Raw genomic sequence first — 17,424 nt, forward strand, 5'->3', positions numbered from 1 at the left:
AGCACACCGGCAACTGCGCCGGTAAGCCATCACAAGCGCCGATCAATGCCGCTCTTGCGGCTCTTGCGCCACCGTCGTGCGCGCCGCGGCGCTGGCCGGTTGCATGCCGTTCTGGGCGCCCGGCTTGGGCGACCATTTCAGTTGGGCGACGTCCGGTTCCGACACGGCCACCCAGCCCGCGGCCGGCAGCAGCGGCACCATCAGCAGCGCGACGATGTTGATGATCTTGATGAGCGGGTTGACGGCGGGGCCGGCCGTGTCCTTGTAGGGGTCGCCGACGGTGTCGCCGGTGACGGCCGCCTTGTGCGTGTCCGAGCCCTTGCCGCCGAAATTGCCGTCCTCGATGTATTTCTTGGCGTTGTCCCAGGCGCCGCCGCCGGTCGTCATCGAAATCGCCACGAACAGGCCGGTGATGATGGTGCCCATCAGCAGGCCACCGAGCGCCGCCGGTCCGAGCAGCATGCCGACCGCCACCGGCACCACCACAGGCAGCAGCGAGGGGATGATCATTTCGCGAATCGCCGAGGCCGTCAGCATGTCGACCGCCTTGTGGTACTCGGGCTTGCCGGTGCCGGCCATGATGCCCTTGATGTCGCGGAACTGGCGCCGCACCTCGACCACGACCGCCCCGGCCGCGCGCCCCACCGCTTCCATCGCCATCGCCCCGAACAGGTAGGGAATCAGGCCGCCGATGAACAGGCCGACGATCACCATCGGGTTCGACAACTCGAAGGCCATCGACATGCCGGCCGTATCGAGCGCGTGGCTGTAGTCGGCAAACAGTACCAGCGCGGCCAGGCCGGCCGAGCCAATCGCATAGCCCTTGGTGACGGCCTTGGTGGTGTTGCCCACCGCATCGAGCGGGTCGGTGATGGCGCGCACCGAGTCCGGCATGCCGCTCATCTCGGCGATGCCGCCGGCGTTGTCGGTGATCGGGCCGTAGGCGTCGAGGGCGACGATGATGCCGGCCATGGACAGCATCGAGGTCGCCGCGATCGCGATCCCGTACAGCTGGCCAAGCTGGTAAGCCACCAGGATGGCGATGCAGACCACCAGCACCGGATACGCGGTCGACTTCATCGACACGCCCAGGCCGGCGATGATGTTGGTGCCGTGGCCGGTGGTGGAGGCTTCGGCGATGTGGCGCACCGGCTTGAAGTCGGTGCCGGTGTAGTACTCGGTGATATAGACCATCAGGCCGGTCAGCACGATGCCGACGATGGCGCACCCCAGCATGCTGCCGCGCATGACGCTGTCGTCCCACACCAGCCAGGTGACGACGATGAAGCCGACCAGCGACAGGCCGGCGGCCCACCACAGGCCCGTGTACAGGGCCGACATGATCTTGCGCCCCGGACGGGCACGCACCATCGAGCAGCCGACGATCGAGCCGATGATCGACACCGCGCCCAGCAGCAGCGGATAGACGACGGCCGCGCCATTTTCTCCGCCGACCAGCAGGGCGCCGAGCAGCATGGTGGCGATCAGGGTGACGACATAGGTTTCGAACAGGTCGGCCGCCATGCCGGCGCAGTCGCCGACGTTGTCGCCGACGTTATCGGCGATCACGGCCGGGTTGCGCGGGTCGTCTTCGGGGATGCCGGCTTCCACTTTACCGACCAGGTCGGCGCCGACATCGGCGCCCTTGGTGAAGATGCCGCCGCCCAAACGCGCGAAGATGGAAATGAGCGAGGCGCCAAACGCGAGGCCGATCAGCGGCTCGATCACGGCGTGGCGCGTCTGGCTGCCGCCGCCGGTGGCGGTGAGGTACCAGTAAAACAGGGTCACGCCCAGCAGGCCCAGGCCGACCACCAGCATGCCGGTGATCGCCCCGCCCTTGAAGGCGACGCCGAGCGCCTGGTTCAGGCCGGTTGCGGCGGCCTGGGCGGTGCGCACGTTGGCGCGCACCGAGACGTTCATGCCGATGAAGCCGCAGGCGCCCGAGAGCACGGCGCCGGCGAAGAAGCCGAGCGCGGTGCGGCCGCCCAGCAGAGCGTAGATGGCAACCAGCAAGACCAGCCCGACGATGCCGATGGTGCGGTATTGGCGCCCGAGGTAGGCCGAGGCGCCTTCCTGGATGGCTTGCGCGATTTCCTGCATGCGCGCGTTGCCGGGGTCCTGCTTGAGAATCCAGGCGCGGGCCCAGAGCCCGTAGAGTACCGCGATGACGCCGCATGCCACGGCAAACGCGAGATAGTTTGCAGCCATATCGTCCCCTTAGTTTTTAGATCAAGTCACAACAACACAACGAAAGATGTCCACCTCTTCGGCGAAGCAGTCTGACTCACTGCGTACTGCAAAACTTTGATTCAAACCAGCGGTGCGACGGATGGCGATGCGGTCATCCGGGACGAAAAAAAAGCGGACATCGCTGTCCGCCCTGGTATTACTCCGAGAGCGCGGCAAACGCCGCGTCGCGTACTTGTTCGACTGGTCCCACGCCGGTGATCTTGCGGTACTTCGGCGCGCCAGGCAGGCCCGACTGGGCCCATTTGTTGTAATAGCCGAGCAGCACTTCGGTCTGGTTATGGTAGACCGACAGGCGCTTCTTGACGGTTTCTTCCTTGTCGTCGTCGCGCTGGACCAGCGGCTCGCCGGTAACGTCGTCGACGTCGGCCACTTTCGGCGGGTTGAACTTGGTGTGGTACACGCGGCCCGAGGCGGCGTGCGAGCGGCGGCCGCTCATGCGCTCGACGATCAGTTCGTCGGGCACGTCGATTTCCAGCACGTAGTCGACATTGATGCCGTTGTCCTTCATGGCGTCGGCCTGCGCGATGGTGCGCGGGAAGCCGTCGAACAGGTAGCCGTTGGCGCAATCGGCTTCCTGCAGGCGGTCCTTGACCAGCCCGATCATGATGTCGTCGGACACGAGTCCGCCTGCGTCCATTACTTTTTTCGCCGCCAGGCCCAGCTCGGTGCCGGCCTTGATCGCCGCGCGCAGCATGTCGCCGGTCGAGATTTGCGGGATATTGTATTTTTCCTTGATGAAGTTAGCCTGGGTGCCTTTGCCGGCGCCAGGCGCTCCTAACAGAATGAGACGCATGAAAAATTCCTAAAGCAATGAATGTTGAAATTTGTAATTGTGTTGGCAACAAATGCGGATTGATGCATATCTGACTACCTTGGTACGAAACTTACCACAAAAGTAAGCCCCGACGCCAATCCCGGCGGTTGATAATCACTTTATTGAGATACCGCAGTGAGTCCGTTAATCAATTGCCATACAGATCAAGATGGGAAGTGCAAACGCACCCGCGCCAGGTCTTCCGGCGTGTCGACACCGCCCTCGGGCGCGCTGTCGGTGACGTGGACCGCGATCGGGTAGCCATGCCAGAGCACGCGCAACTGTTCGAGTGCTTCGGCCTGTTCCAGCGGCGCCGGTTCGAGTCCCGGATAGGCTTGCAGGAAGGCGTTACTGTAGGCATACAGGCCGATATGGCGCAGCGGCGCATCGCCGGGCGGCAACGTGTAGCGGGTGGCGGCAAAGGCGTCGCGGTGCCAGGGAATGCTGGCGCGCGAGAAATACAATGCCCTGCCCGCCTTGTCGAGCACGACCTTGACGACGTTCGGGTTGAACACGTCGGCCGCCGCGTGCAGCGGATGGGCGCAGGTGGCCATCGGCACCTGTTCTCCGATGCGGCTGGCGCAGGCCGCCAGCAGGGCCGGGTCGATCAGCGGCTCGTCGCCCTGCAGGTTAACCACGACCTCTTCCATGCCCAGGCCCAGATCGCGCGCCACTTCGGCGATGCGGTCGGTGCCGGACGGATGGTCGCTGCGCGTCATGCGCGCCTCGACGCCATGCGCGGCGCAGGCGGCCAGGATGTCCGGGTGGTCGGTGGCGACGACGATGCGCGCGGCGCCGGATGCGCGGGCGCGTTCGGCCACGCGCACCACCATCGGCTTGCCGCCGAGGTCGGCGAGCGGCTTGTTCGGCAGGCGCGTCGAGGCCAGCCGCGCCGGGATGATGACGGTAAAGCTCATCGCGCCCCGCTTAAACAGGCTCGACCTTGCGTGCCTGGTCGGCCCACATGATCGGAATGCCGTCGCGGATCGGATAGGCCAGGCGGTCGGGGCGGCACGTCAGTTCCTGGGCCTTCTTATCGTATTCGAGCGGTCCCTTGCACAACGGGCAGACCAGGATATCAAGCAGGCGAGCGTCCACGACATTTCTCCACAATATGTTCGGCCAGGGCGGCATCGATGCGCGCCGTGACCGGAACGGTCCACAAGCGTGGATCGTCCTTCAGGTTTTCAAGTTGCCCACATTTTACTGCATCCTTCTCCGTGATCAGGATGACATCCGCGTCGACGTCCGCAAACGGGTTGTCGCGGAAATCATAATGGTCGGGCAAGGGCAGTTCGGCAAAGGCCAGGCCGGCGCCGCGCAGCATGGCGAAGAAGCGGCCCGGGTTGCCGATCCCGGCCGCCGCCAGCACACGCCGGCCGGCAAAGGCGGCCAAGGGCAAGCGCTCGGCCGGGTTGTTCAACCGTTCGGCAACCTCGCCGATCAATTGCATTTGATACGGCGTGGCGCCGACACTAGCCGCCAGCGCGGGCGTGATCTCCGCTGCGTTGACGACAGTAAAATCGCGGCGGCGCGATGGCGCCTCGCGCAGCGGACCGGCCGGCAGCAGCCAGCCATTGCCGACGCCGCGGCCATCGAACAGCACGACCTCGATGTCGCGCGCCAGCGCGTAATGCTGCAAGCCATCGTCGGTGATCAGGACGTCAACCTCGGGATGGGCGGCCAGCAGCGCCCTGCCCGCCTCGACGCGCTCCCGCGCAACGACCACCGGCACCTTGGCGCGGCGTGCAATCAGCAGCGGCTCGTCGCCCACCTCGAGCGTATTCGACTGGAGCGTCACCGCGCGTGGCGCCTCGCCCTCGGCGCCATGGCCGCGCGAAATTACCCCTGGCTTGAAACCCGCTTCGAGCAGGGCTTGCGCCAGCCAGATCGTCAGCGGTGTCTTGCCGGTACCGCCAATAAAGATATTACCGACCACAATCACCGGCACCGGCAAGCGCCCCGCGCGCTTGATGCCGAGGCGGTAGAGCGTGGCGCGCAGGCTTGAGAGCAGCCGGAACAGCAGGGAAACCGGCCACAGCGCGCAGGCGAGCGGTCCGCGGCGCAGCCAGGCGCGCGTCATGATCGATTCGAGGGAATTGTTTTTCGCAGACATACGGGAAGGGGCAGTCCAGGCAGGCGTGCTGCCTGCCTGGTGCCGATTACTTCTTGCCGCCGGTCTGGGCGGCGAAGGTCAGCTTGTCGTAGCCGGCCACGCGCGCCGCTTCCAGCACGTTGATCACCATCTGGTGCATGGCGAACTGGTCGGCATTGACGATGACGACCGGGTCGGCCACCGGCAGGCCGTTGGGGCCGGAACGCGCGGCCGCCTTCAGGTCGTCGGCGAGGCCGGCCACGCTGCTGAAGGAGACCGGCGTGTTGTTCACCGTGTAGTTACCCTTGGCATCGACCGTGACGTTGATCTCGAACGGCTTGTCGGCGACCTTGTCGGCCTCGGCGGTAGGCAGCGTGATCTGCAGTTCGGTGAACTTGCTGTAGGTGGTCGAGACCATCAGGAAGATGAGGACGACCAGCAGGACGTCGATGAACGGGATCAGGTTGATCTCCGGATCTTCGCGCTTGCGGCCGCGGCGGAAATCCATCATTTGCGCGCCCCGTGGACGACGTCGACGAATTTCACGGCCTGCAGTTCCATGTCGACGATGAAGCTGTCGACCAGGGCGCGGAAGTGGCGGTAGGCCACCAGGGCCGGCATGGCGATGGCCAGGCCGAAGCCGGTGTTATACAGCGCCACCGAGATGCCGTGGGCAAGCTGCGCCGGATTGGCGCCGCCGGCGGCGTTTTGCGAACCGAAGATTTCGATCATGCCGACCACGGTGCCGAACAGGCCCATCAGCGGCGCCAGCGAAGCGATCGTGCCCAGCGTGGTGAGGAAACGCTCGAGCCCGTGCGAGACACCGCGGCCGGCTTCTTCGATCGATTCCTTCATCACCTCGCGCGGCGCGTCGACATTGCGCAGCGCGGCGGCGAGGACGGTGCCGAGCGGCGAGTTCTGCTCGAGGGTGTTGATGACGTCGGGGGTGGCCTTCTTGTTGCGGTGGACCTGGATGACTTCGCCAAGCAATTGCTTCGGCAAGATCTTTTCACGGCGCAGGTAAATCAGGCGTTCGATGATCAAGGCCAGGGCGACGATGGAGGCGATCAACAATGGCCAGATGGGCCAGCCTGCGGCTTGAAGAATGGCGAACAAGTGAACTCCTGAAGGGTAAAGAGAGGTGGAACCAAAGGATGAGAAGCGAATCCGGCAATGTAGCAAGTTGGCAGCAATGCGGCAAGTACAGTTCTGCACAAGTTCTGTGGATAAAATTGTGTGCAAGGGCCTGTTCCACATCAAAACGCGTTGATTCTTAAGGGAATTTTTCCAATGCGCAATAATGTAGCACCTGAAGAAACTTCGGTCGCACGCTTGCCAAACGCTGTTCCAACGCTTCCCAGCTCGGCCGCGACTTGCAAACATTTTCTGTGGATAAAATTGTGCGCAATGGCCCGTGCCTATGGTTAAGTACTTGATTTGGCTCAGCATTATTTTCGCGATTAAAAATGCGGCATGTCAACTTGGTCACAGGTCAGCGAGCGCTGCTGATTTGTTCCCCACATTTTTTGTGGACAAAATTGTGTGCAACACCCTCTCCTCCAAGATAAGCACTTGATTTAAAACAAGAAACCTCTGCTGGCGCGAAATGAGGCAACGGGCCTTGTCCACATGCGATTTGTGCTATCCGGGTAGGCGACAGCGGCGTTCGCATTCTTGACCGGTCAGGAAATCTGGCTTTGCACACTTTCTGTGGATATGAATGTGCGCAAGACTGCTTGTGCCAGCTTAAGTGCTTGATTCGATTCAGATTGCGTGGCCTGCTTGAATTTGTGGCAGTCGCTGCGTTCGTGTACCGACGCGGGTGGCGCCTGTCGCGACGGAGAATGCTGGCTCACCATCTATCGATGTTCTGCACATTTTCTGTGGACAAAATTGTGAGGAAGCGACTTGAGCCAGCGCAAGCTCCTTGATTTAAAAGGAAAAATTTATGCTGCTCAAATATTTTGCACTGAGCCAAATCCTGCATACATCCTCTGCCGTACGGGCTTTTCCAGCATCGAATGCGCGGCTCAGGGTGCGAATTGGCTCAGCCTGTACGTCTGTGCACACAAACTGTGGAAAAGAATGTGCGCAAGATCAGGGAGGGATAGCTAAGTGATTGATTATAAACAGCAAGGATCCTCCTGCCTGCTTTTATGGCAGTGGACAAGCGAGGTGGGAAATATACTGCCGAGTTCCCCACATTTTCTGTGGATAAGATTGTGCCCAAGTGCATCCCGTACCCGTTAAGTGATTGATTTTAAACAAATCGTCCTCTGCTGCCAGCAAACAAGGCGCGCGCCCTGCCCTGCGATTCCGTACAAAAAGCCCTTGTCGGCAGACCTTGCTTATGCCATAAGCTGTCCGCTCCACCGTCCGCCAATGAACCATGCTGAACAATCCAGATTCCGGCGCCGCCTACGCCGCCCCGCCCGTCCTTACCGTCACCGCCCTGAATGCGCAAGTGGCGCGCCTGCTCGAGCGTTCGTTTCCCCTGACCTGGATTGGCGGAGAAATCTCGAATTTCACGCGCGCCAGTTCCGGCCACTGGTATTTCACCCTGAAGGACGACGCCGCCCAGGTGCGCGCGGTGATGTTCCGCGGCCGCGCCCAGTACGCCGGCTTCGTGCCGCGCGAAGGCGACAAGGTCGAGGTGCGCGCGCTGGTGACCCTGTATGGTGCGCGCGGCGACTACCAGATCAACGTCGAAGCGATCCGCCGCGCCGGCGTCGGCCAGCTGTACGAAGCCTTCCTGCGCCTGAAGGAAAAGCTCGCCAGCCAGGGCCTGTTCGACCAGGACCGCAAGCGCCCGCTGCCGCTGTTTACGCGCAGCATCGGCATCGTCACCAGTCCGCAGGCCGCAGCCCTGCGCGACATCCTCACCGCGCTAAAGCGGCGCGCGCCGCACGTGCAGATCGTGCTGTATCCGGCGCCGGTGCAGGGCCAGTTCGCAGCGGAGAAGATTGCGGAAGCGGTCAATACGGCGTCGCGGCGCGCCGAGGTCGACGTGCTGCTGGTCTGCCGTGGCGGCGGCTCGATCGAAGACCTGTGGAGTTTCAACGAAGAAGTCGTGGCGCGCGCGATCGCCTCCTGCAGCATCCCGGTGATTGCCGGCGTCGGCCACGAAACCGACGTCACCATCGCCGACTTCGCCGCCGACGTGCGCGCCGCCACCCCGACCGCGGCGGCGGAACTGGCCGCCACCCCGCGCGACGACTGGATGAGTTCGCTCGCAGCGGACGCCACCGACCTGCGCCGCGCCATGCGGCGTCAGCTGTCCGAAGCGAACCAGGGCCTGGATAACCTCAGCCGGCGCCTGCTCAGCCCGACCGCGCAGATCGCGCACCAGCGCCTGAAACTGCGCGCCATGGCCGGCAGCCTGACCCACGTGGTACGCGCACCGCTCAACCGCGGCGGCGTGCTGCTGGCCCAGCTGCAGCAGCGCTGGGCACGCCACCGCCCGGACGTGCGTTCGCTGCGCGCCCAGATCATCTCCGAAGGCCGGCACCTGAACGCAAGCCTGTGCAGCGCGGTCAAACAGCGGCGCGACGCACTCGACGCCCTGGCCGCCCAGCTGGAACTGCTCAATCCCCAGCGTACGCTCGAGCGCGGCTATGCGATCGTCAGCAATGCCGAAGGACAGGCGCTGCGCAAACCGGGCGAGATCAAGGCGCGCCAGGTGTTGACGGTGCGCCTGGCCGAAGGCAGTGCCGAAGTCAAAGTGTCGAGCGTCCAGAACCGGCTGGAGTAAGGGAGACTTGTGCTTTCGCCAGCAAACAAGCAGCGTCTGCCCATCCGGTTTAGAATATGCGCCGTTTCCGAAGAATTAATTCGTTGCCAACCAATAAAGGAATAAGACATGGAACATACTCTGCCACCGCTGCCGTACGCAAAAGACGCCCTCCAGCCACACATCTCCGCCGAGACCCTGGAATACCACTACGGCAAGCATCACGCGACCTATGTCACGAACCTGAACAACCTGATCAAGGGTACCGAGTTCGAAAACATGTCGCTGGAAGAAATCGTCAAGAAGTCGTCGGGCGGCATCTTCAACAATTCGGCCCAGGTCTGGAACCACACCTTCTTCTGGAACTGCATGTCGCCAAACGGCGGCGGCGCACCAACCGGCCCGGTCGCTGACGCGATCAACGCCAAGTGGGGTTCGTTCGACAAGTTCAAGGAAGAGTTCTCGAAGTCGGCCATCGGCAACTTCGGTTCGGGCTGGACCTGGCTGGTGCAAAAGGCCGACGGCGGCGTCGACATCGTCAACACCTCGAACGCCCACACCCCGCTGGCATCGGACGACAAGGCCCTGCTGACCTGCGACGTCTGGGAACACGCCTACTACATCGACTACCGCAACGCCCGCGCCAAGTTCGTGGAATCGTGGTGGAACCTGGTCAACTGGGAATTCGTCAACAAGAACCTGGCGTAATACCACAAGCACTCTCCGGCTACGGCCGGAACGCTCTACGGACGGCCCGCTCATCGAGCGGGCCGTTTTCTTTTGTGCCACGCCTTCCCCACATCCGCGTCCTTGCATGCCGCCCGCATACAACGCTGCGTTTCCACAACGCTCTTTCAACAGTAGATTGATCCATCGCAAGCGCTAGTGCCGACGCACTATTTACGTGCGAAATGGAGCGTCTAATGGTCCGGCACATTTGCTGACAAATAGTAATTTATCCAAGACCATTGATCAGGGAGAAAACGTGAACATACAGCGATTCATCTCCACCGCGTGTGCTGCAGCCGCCGCGCTCGCCTTGGGCGGCTGCGCCATCCCCGGCCCCGGCGCCGGCGGCGGCAAGGTCGTCCTGTCGACCGACAAGATTTATCCGGCCATTGGGCCCTACTCGCAGATGATCGGCCACGGCAAGCTGATCTATTTCTCCGGGATCATCGCCCTGAACAAGGCCGGCACCGCCATCGAGGGTACGACCACCGAGGAACAGACCAGGCTGGTCCTCGACTACATCGGCCACGGCCTGGCCTCGCAGGGGCTGGGCTTCGAGGATGTCGTGTCGAGCACGGTCTACATGCGCGACCTGAACGACTTCGCGGCCATGAACGCGATTTACGGGCAGTACTTCAAGAAGGATCCACCGGCGCGGGCAACGATCCAGGTGGCACGCCTGCCGCGCGACGCGGCGATCGAAATCGCGATCGTCGCGGCACGCCGTTAAGTAGCACCGATAAATCAACAGGAGACCAGGATGCAAGACCTTACGGTAAAACACGACAACGCCGCTTCCCCGACCGATCTCGAGCTCGCCACCGTCCCCGCACACTGGAGCCGCAACCGGCGCGACTTCCTGCGCATCCTCGGGTCCGGCGCGCTGGCTGCCACCCTCGCCCCCTTGACCGGCTGCAGCAGCGGCAACGCCAGCAGCCGTGCCGACGAACTGCGCAACCAGTTGCTGGCCGACGAAGGCTTCTGGGCCACGGTGAATGCGATGTTCCCGCTCAATCCGGCCAAGCGCTTCATGAACGTCGGCACCGCCGGCTCGATGCCGAAGGTGTCGCTCGACCTGTTCGACCAGGAAAACCGCGCCAAGGCGGCCGAGTGCCTGAGCGGCTACACCAATCTGCTGGCCGAACGCACGCAGGTCGCGCCAGGTTTTGGCGTCGATCCCGATGAACTGGCGTTCTCCGCCAACACCTCGTCCGGCATGTGCCATGCGATCCTGGGGCTGCAGTGGGCGCCGGGCGACGTGGTCGTCACCACCAACCACGAGCACCCGGGCGGCGACGTGCCGCTGGCGATTGCCGCCGCGCGCTACGGCATCGAGATTTCGCGCGTCGCGCTCCCGGTCGGCAACAACCAGAACGCGCAGACCTATGTCACGCTGTTCGACGACCGTATCCGCGCGCTGCGCACCCAGGGCAAGCGCGTGCGCGCCATGATGTGGTCGTCGCCGACCTACAAGACCGGCACCATGCTGCCGATCCCGGAACTGATGGAAGTGGCCAAACGCAACGAGCTGATCAGCATCGTCGACGGCGCCCACCTGCCCGGGATGATGGCCTACAATTATGCGGACCTCGGCATGGACTTCATGTCGGGCGCCGGCCACAAGTGGCAGTGCGGCCCCGGCTCGACCGGCATCCTGGTCGTGCGCAACAAGATCCGGGCCAGTAATCCGCTGCCGCTGCCGGCCTGGTATCCGATCCACACCAGCAGCTGGACGCCGCAACCCCGTACCACCAACGGCACCGCGACCTACGATATCGCGTCGGTGATCACGTCGTGCGGCAGCCTGCATACGCCGATGCACCATGCGCTGGTGTCGGCCTGCGGCGTGTGGGACCAGCTCGGCCGCAAGAAGGTCGAGACCTACGACCTGACCCTGTCGGCCTACCTGAAGGAGCGCATCGTCGAGATCTGGGGCGTGGGCAGCCTGTATTCGCCGAAGGACGATCCGAAACTGGTGTCGGCGCTGACTTCGTTCAATCCGTTCCGCAACCCCGCCGACGTCCTCAACAGCACCAAGTCGGGCCAGTTCGTGGCGCGCATGTTGAGCGACTACAATCCGGGCTTCGTGATCCGCAACGTCAACGTGCCGGTGGTCGGCGCGCCGAGCGATCATTACGTGATGCGCATTTCCACGCACCTGTGGACCAGCGTGCATGACGTCGACAAGCTGGTCGATGCGATGGTGGACCTGAGCGCAAAGATGGCGTGAACTGCGTGGCCTGATCCTGCCTCCCCCTCTCAAGAGCCGCCATGTGCGGCTCTTTTCATTTTCGTCTCGACTGGTGCGACTGGCGACCTCGTCGATTTGTACCGAAAATGTATCGAACTGTCGGCAGAATGTAGTAATCCTGCACCAACACGATTGCTTCTATACAATATCGGGAGAGGAGACCTGTATGTACAGAGTATTACTGGTGGAAGACGACGCGCGCCTCGCCGAGCTCGTCACAGAATATCTTTCCGGCTACGAGTTCGCGGTGGAACTGGTCACGCGCGGCGACCAGGCGCTGGCGCGCTTCCAGGCCTTTGCGCCGGACATCGTCGTGCTCGACCTGATGCTGCCCGGCCTGGACGGTATGGTGGTGTGCCGCCAGATCCGCGAGCAGTCCGAGGTGCCGATCCTGATCCTGACCGCGCGCGAGGATTCCTACGACGAAGTCTCGGGCCTGGAGCAAGGCGCCGACGATTTCGTCAACAAGCCGGTCCAGCCACGCGTGCTGCTGGCGCGCCTGCGCGCCTTGCTGCGGCGTACCCAGCCGAAGGCGGCACCGGATACTGGCGAACTTGTTTTTGGCGCGCTGCGCATCGTCGGCGCCGACCGCACCGTGTACTGGCGCGACGAACTTTGTTTGCTGAGCAATACCGAATACAAGCTGCTGCTGGTACTGGCCGAGGCCGCTGGCCGCGTGCTGTCGCGCGACGAGCTGCTGAAGAAGATGCGCGGCATCGAATTCGACGGACTGGACCGCAGCATCGACAATTGCATCTCGAAACTGCGGCGCAAGTTCGATGATGCCAAGTCGGAGAAGATCAAGACGGTGTGGGGCGAAGGGTATCTGTTTTCGCCTTCCGCTTGGAGCTGAAGGTTTAGAGGAAGACGCACAGACCTGTAAGGGGGGGCGGCTGCACCCGGGCGTGTGCATGCCTGCTGTCTGGATGCCGCCCACGCGTTCAACCAGCAGGTGAGTCGTCGCGAGGTTTCAGATTGTGGTTGAACGCGTGGGCGGCGTTTGAGCAGCGGGCGGGCACGCTTTCGGGTATAGCCGCCCACCCTACGGGTCTATGCTTACTCAAACAACGGCACGATCGCCAGCGGCGGATACGCCGTCACCAGCTGCGTCCGCTCGTTGCCGGCAAAGCGGTACAGCACGGTCGGAAAGCCGTCGTCGGTGTCGCCGGGAAAAGCCACGCCCGGCGCCACGGCCAGCGTGACGTCGCTGCCGTCGGGACGGTGCAGGCGCACGCCGGTCTCGCCCGCCCGCTTGGCGAACACGAAGCGCACGCCGCCGCACTGGCGCGTGCGCAGCGAACCGTCGCGGTAGCGGGCGAAGCCGAGCGCCTGTTCGCAGGCGGCGCGCAGCTCGCCCTCCTCATACACGCCGTCCGGCTGCAGCGCGATCGACACGCGCGGACGCAGGTTGAAGTTGCCGATCCGGCGGCTCAGCAGCAGGGCGACGTTTTCGTCGTAGGCGCCCTTGAGCAACGGGAACGGGGTACGGCCGAGCGGATCGAGCGGCAGGTTGACCTGGTTCGTCTTGCCGGCCAGCGTCAATTGCACGCCGTCGAGCGAGGCGCCGCGCTCCTGCGGTGCGACCTGCAACTGGCTGAGCAGGAAATTCTTCTGCCCGCCGTATTTCTCGAAGACCACCATGGCGCGGTAGGCGTCGCGGTAGCTGACCCAGTCGCCGGCGCGCGCCTGCACGCAGGCGGACAGGGCAACGAGCGCCAGGGTGCAGCAGGCAGTGAGGTGGCTGGCCAGTGGCATCGTCAGAAGCGGTACGCGATGGCGGTCGAAACCGTCAGGTTGGTCGGCCGCTCGACAAGCGGGCTCATGCGGACACTGCCCAGCAGGCGGGTCGCCTGCACCTGCGAGGTCAGCATCCAGGACGGCGACCAGGCCCAGTTCCAGCGCACGCCCAGGCGCGCATCCTTCAGCCCGCCGCCGGCAGCGAACACGGGATTGCCGCTGGCAAAAGAGTCGGACTCGCTGACGCCGAAGAAGGCCATGTTGTAGCGGCGGTTGGCCAGCGTCACGCCGGCGTCGAACGCCAACCGGTGCTGCCCATCGAACGCGATCGCCAGGCGCTGCACGCCCAGCTCGAGTTTCATGCCGTTGCGCGCATTGCCGGCGCCATACAGCAGGCTACTGGTGAAGCGCCAGTCGGGCGTCAGGTAATAATTAAGGAAGCCGCCGCCCTGCACCCGGCTGTGGATGGCGGGCATGCCGGCCAGCCGGTTGCCGCTGAGGGCAGCCTGCGGCGTGGCGACCAGGTACAGGCGCATCGTGCCGACGCCGTCGAAGTCGCCGCCCTCGCCCTCTGGATCGCGGCGCGGCTGCCATTCCAGCAAGGGACCGAACTCGACTTGCGGCGCGCGCGACAGGTGGATGCCGGCACGCATGCCGGAAACGAAGGCGCCATTACTCCATTGCACCTGCAGCACCGGCAAGGCCGCGCGCTCGCTGTCCTGCGCGCCCTGGTAGCGCGGCGCCGACACCGCACCCAGCCCGACATACATGTCGCGGCTGCCGTCGGGCATCGGATTGGTCGCCGGCACCTGCGCACAGGCACTGCCCGCGGCTGCGGAAAATGCCAGGGCGGCCACGGCGGAAAGCTTGGTCATGGGTGAAGGAATCAAAAGCCTGGATGCCGGTATTTTACGTTGAGGCAAGCCTGGCTCCCAAGTCTTGTTTTCCCGTGTGTAAATAATTGGAGGAGCCCGCCCTGGTGGTGGAACGGCGCTCGGGTGGTCGCACGCGCTGCGGCGATCGGAATAAAAAAACCCACTGACACTCGCATGTCGAGTGGGCAAACGGAAAACCTGATAGGAATCATCCTAACCGGTTAGTTGTTTTCATTTTCATATCAGATGTCGACGAATTGTCGCGAATTTGTAAGCCAGCACCGAAATGTTTGCTCCTATACAATGTCGGCAGGAGAAAATGAATGGTGGTGAAACGAACAGACGGTGACGGCGATGCGCGAGGATTCGGGTGAACCGGATCTTTTTCCGCTTTTTCATGCTGGTGATGCTGTCGATCACGGCCGCGACCTTCGTCATTTATTTCGCCATGAGCCGCCTGTTCGGCGATCCGCTGGAAGACATCGCGCGGCGCCAGGCCTCGGCCCAGATTTTCCTGATCGAGCAGTACGTCGACGCCGCCCCCGCCGACGAATGGCTGGCGCGCCTGAACCGGGTGCGCGAAGTGTCCGACACGCGCTACGACCTGATCCCGCTCACCACCGCGCGCACCTTTCTTCCCGCTACCAACCTGGGGGCGCTCGACCGCGGCGACGTCGTGCTCGACGTCGACGGCAAATCCTTTTATCGCCGCGTCGACCTGCGAGGCGAACGCTACATCGGCAGCGAGGACGAGGTCATCCACGCGCGCGACTTGCCGATCGACGTCAGCCTGGCGCTGCAGATGGAAGCCGTGCGCTACGTGATCGTGGCGCTGGCGCTGCTGTTGCCGATCGCCCTGTGGTCGCGCTCGCACTGGCAGGGCTTGCAATCGCTGTCGCGGGTGGCCGACGAATTCGGCGCCGGTAAATTGTCGGCGCGGGCGCGCATGCGCCCTTCCGCCAGCATCTACCCGCTGGCCGAGCGGATCGACCACATGGCCGACCGCATCGAGGAATTGCTGGTGTCGCAAAAGAACCTGCTGCATTCGGTCTCGCACGAGTTGCGCACGCCGATCGCGCGCCTCGAATTCGCCTTTGAACTGCTCGACGCGCGCACCGACGACCCAGTCCTCAAGAAGCGCATCGCGGCGATGGAGGGCGATTTGTCGGAACTGAACAGCCTGGTCAACGAATTGCTCGGCATGGCGCGCCTCGACAGCGGCCAGGCGCTGCTGCTGGAGACGCTGGACGTAGCCAGGCTGCTGCGCACGGTCGAGGCGGGCCTGCCGCCGGCGCAACCCGCCTTGCACATCGACTGTGCGGCGGACGTCGGGGAGATGCGGGCCGATGCACGGCTGCTGGGGCGGGCGCTATCGAATTTGCTGAGGAATGCGCAGAAGTATGCGTTATCAAACATTCGGGTGACGGCGCGGCGCGAGGGGACGCGTGTGACGATCGCAGTCGAGGATGACGGGCCGGGGATTCCGTTCGAGGAGCGCGAGCATGTGTTCGAGCCGTTTTACCGGCTCGATCGCAGCCGGGATCGGGCCACCGGGGGGTTCGGGCTGGGGTTGTCGATTGCGCGCAAGGCCGTGGGGCTGCACGGGGGGACGGTGCAGGTGACCGGGTCGGACCTCGGTGGGGCGCGGTTTGTGGTGGTGGTGCCGCAGGGGTGATTGGTTACGTGGCCGGGCGCGGCGTTTCGATGTGCTGGCGTGGTACCGCGTGGACGGAGTCCACCCTACATTATCCCGGTTCGGGCGGCCGGGCCGGGTGTACCGTAGGGCGGGCATGCCCGCGCGTTCGTGCCCATGCATACCGCAACTTGTCCGGTACCATTTCCAGGGCAGCCGGACGGCAGCGCCAAGCACAACCGCCCTCTTCCAGCTTACTTCGGGTCTGGCTTGACGTGCGTGAAGCCGTACCACAGGTGTTCCCACCAGTGGTCGCGCGAGCGCACGGTGTAGAGGCAGGCCTTGTCGATGCCGGTCTTGAAGACCGGGTCGGGGCACTTGTTCGTCATCAGGGCGTAGCGCTGGTTTTCCGCATTGATGAGGGCAATGCAGAGCCAGAGGACGAGACCGAACAGGATGATGGCCAGCGACCAGGCCCAGTGGTTCACGTTGCTGGTCTCGAACAAATTCTCGTCCCGGGGGCGGGCGCCCTCGTACAGTTCGAGGACTTTGCGTTCACCGTCGCTCATTTCGTGGCGGCTGCCTTTGCGACCAGGGCGTCCAGGACCTGGAAGTGCGCCTGCAGGATCTGCGGGGAGCCCTGGAGTTTCAGCTTGTCGGCGACCTGGCCCGGCGAGGTCTGGTACTTGCCGTCGACGATGATCGTCGGCGTGCCGCTGACCTGGTAGTTGGTGGTCAGCTGGCCCTGGCGGCGCAGCTTGGTCATGACGCCGAAGGAATTCCAGGTTTCCATGAATTTCGCCTTGTCGATCCCATTCTTGCTGACCCAGTCGATGATCTGCTCGTCCTTCATCAGGCGCACACGCTGCACGTGCACGGCGTTGAAGATCTTGCTGTGAAACTCTTCTTCCTTGCCCATTGCCTGCAGCGTCAGGTGGAGGTGCGCTTCCGGATCGGCCGCGCCCTGGAACGGCAGGTGGATGCGGCGCAGCACGATCTTGTCACCCTGCTTTTTGACCCATTCCTTGAGGCCAGGTTCCAGTGCATAGCATGCCGGGCAGTGGTAAGCGAAGAATTCGACGACTTCGACTTTCTTGCCGACGGTTTGCACCGGCTGCGGCGTGGCCAGCGTCGTGTACTCGACCCCGCTCTGCGGATTGGTGGACGAAGCGAAAGCGGTGCTGGCGACCAGGCTGGCGGCGACGATGGCAAGACGCAGGGAACGGCGCATGAAAGATCCTCTGTTTGTAATTGAAGAAAACGACCGCGAGATTACCACTTTTTCGGCCGCCCCTCCGGCGCCGGCGCGA

General features: G+C 63.6%; 17 protein-coding genes. 6 read left to right on the forward strand and 11 right to left on the reverse strand.

Going from position 1 to position 17,424, the window contains the following annotated elements; translation table 11 throughout:
- Window positions 1-42: 42 nt before the first annotated feature.
- From IFT60_RS21475 to IFT60_RS21505, 7 genes are all read right to left on the reverse strand, one after another.
- Window positions 43-2,208, reverse strand: coding sequence for a sodium-translocating pyrophosphatase (locus tag IFT60_RS21475; protein WP_192055505.1), 2,166 nt, complete (start codon window positions 2,206-2,208; stop codon window positions 43-45).
- Window positions 2,209-2,386: 178 nt separating this feature from the next.
- Window positions 2,387-3,043, reverse strand: coding sequence for an adenylate kinase (adk, locus tag IFT60_RS21480; protein WP_192055507.1), 657 nt, complete (start codon window positions 3,041-3,043; stop codon window positions 2,387-2,389).
- Between the two features lie 185 nt (window positions 3,044-3,228).
- Entirely contained in the window at window positions 3,229-3,981 is a 753-nt protein-coding gene (kdsB, locus tag IFT60_RS21485) for a 3-deoxy-manno-octulosonate cytidylyltransferase (RefSeq protein ID WP_192055509.1), read from the reverse strand.
- Window positions 3,982-3,991: 10 nt separating this feature from the next.
- A complete protein-coding gene (locus IFT60_RS21490; protein WP_192055511.1) occupies window positions 3,992-4,162 on the reverse strand; it encodes a Trm112 family protein in 171 nt (56 codons plus the stop codon).
- The gene (gene lpxK / locus IFT60_RS21495) at window positions 4,143-5,180 is read right to left on the reverse strand and encodes a tetraacyldisaccharide 4'-kinase (protein ID WP_192055513.1); all 1,038 of its coding nucleotides are present in this window, start codon (window positions 5,178-5,180) and stop codon (window positions 4,143-4,145) included. The genes IFT60_RS21490 and lpxK overlap by 20 nt, the downstream gene beginning before the upstream one ends.
- Before the next feature lie 46 nt (window positions 5,181-5,226).
- Window positions 5,227-5,667: an ExbD/TolR family protein gene (locus IFT60_RS21500; protein ID WP_192055585.1), complete on the reverse strand. Its 441-nt coding sequence runs from the start codon at window positions 5,665-5,667 to the stop codon at window positions 5,227-5,229.
- Window positions 5,667-6,275 carry a MotA/TolQ/ExbB proton channel family protein gene (locus IFT60_RS21505; RefSeq protein WP_192055515.1) on the reverse strand — a complete coding sequence of 203 codons (609 nt, stop codon included), beginning with the start codon at window positions 6,273-6,275 and terminating at the stop codon, window positions 5,667-5,669. Before IFT60_RS21505 ends, IFT60_RS21500 begins: the two co-directional genes overlap by 1 nt.
- A gap of 1,273 nt (window positions 6,276-7,548) precedes the next feature.
- Here IFT60_RS21505 and xseA point away from each other — a divergent pair.
- The 5 genes from xseA to IFT60_RS21530 all read left to right on the forward strand — a co-directional run bounded on the left by xseA (window position 7,549) and on the right by IFT60_RS21530 (window position 12,722).
- Complete coding sequence (gene xseA / locus IFT60_RS21510; protein ID WP_192055518.1) at window positions 7,549-8,910, forward strand: exodeoxyribonuclease VII large subunit; 1,362 nt, start codon at window positions 7,549-7,551, stop codon at window positions 8,908-8,910.
- A 108-nt stretch (window positions 8,911-9,018) separates the two neighbouring features.
- Window positions 9,019-9,597, forward strand: coding sequence for a superoxide dismutase (locus tag IFT60_RS21515; protein ID WP_192055520.1), 579 nt, complete (start codon window positions 9,019-9,021; stop codon window positions 9,595-9,597).
- A gap of 283 nt (window positions 9,598-9,880) precedes the next feature.
- Window positions 9,881-10,348 carry a Rid family detoxifying hydrolase gene (locus IFT60_RS21520; RefSeq protein ID WP_192055587.1) on the forward strand — a complete coding sequence of 156 codons (468 nt, stop codon included), beginning with the start codon at window positions 9,881-9,883 and terminating at the stop codon, window positions 10,346-10,348.
- Window positions 10,349-10,378: 30 nt separating this feature from the next.
- Entirely contained in the window at window positions 10,379-11,848 is a 1,470-nt protein-coding gene (locus tag IFT60_RS21525) for an aminotransferase class V-fold PLP-dependent enzyme (RefSeq protein WP_192055522.1), read from the forward strand.
- 187 nt (window positions 11,849-12,035) lie between these two features.
- On the forward strand, window positions 12,036-12,722 hold the full coding sequence (locus IFT60_RS21530) for a response regulator (RefSeq protein WP_192055524.1): 687 nt from the start codon (window positions 12,036-12,038) through the stop codon (window positions 12,720-12,722).
- Between the two features lie 203 nt (window positions 12,723-12,925).
- Here IFT60_RS21530 and IFT60_RS21535 read toward each other — a convergent pair whose 3' ends face one another.
- Both IFT60_RS21535 and IFT60_RS21540 read right to left on the reverse strand, forming a co-directional pair.
- Window positions 12,926-13,624, reverse strand: coding sequence for a hypothetical protein (locus IFT60_RS21535; RefSeq protein WP_192055526.1), 699 nt, complete (start codon window positions 13,622-13,624; stop codon window positions 12,926-12,928).
- A 2-nt stretch (window positions 13,625-13,626) separates the two neighbouring features.
- Entirely contained in the window at window positions 13,627-14,481 is an 855-nt protein-coding gene (locus tag IFT60_RS21540; protein WP_192055528.1) for a MipA/OmpV family protein, read from the reverse strand.
- Window positions 14,482-14,851: 370 nt separating this feature from the next.
- Between IFT60_RS21540 and IFT60_RS21545 the strand changes: the two genes are divergently transcribed.
- Window positions 14,852-16,156 carry an ATP-binding protein gene (locus tag IFT60_RS21545; RefSeq protein ID WP_192055530.1) on the forward strand — a complete coding sequence of 435 codons (1,305 nt, stop codon included), beginning with the start codon at window positions 14,852-14,854 and terminating at the stop codon, window positions 16,154-16,156.
- A gap of 212 nt (window positions 16,157-16,368) precedes the next feature.
- Here IFT60_RS21545 and IFT60_RS21550 read toward each other — a convergent pair whose 3' ends face one another.
- Window positions 16,369-16,683, reverse strand: coding sequence for a hypothetical protein (locus IFT60_RS21550; protein WP_192055533.1), 315 nt, complete (start codon window positions 16,681-16,683; stop codon window positions 16,369-16,371).
- Window positions 16,680-17,345, reverse strand: coding sequence for a thiol:disulfide interchange protein DsbA/DsbL (locus IFT60_RS21555; RefSeq protein ID WP_192055535.1), 666 nt, complete (start codon window positions 17,343-17,345; stop codon window positions 16,680-16,682). The genes IFT60_RS21550 and IFT60_RS21555 overlap by 4 nt, the downstream gene beginning before the upstream one ends.
- Window positions 17,346-17,424: the final 79 nt, after the last annotated feature.

Origin of the sequence: Massilia sp. CFBP 13721, from assembly GCF_014842025.1 — a bacterium.
Lineage (GTDB): Bacteria > Pseudomonadota > Gammaproteobacteria > Burkholderiales > Burkholderiaceae_D > Telluria.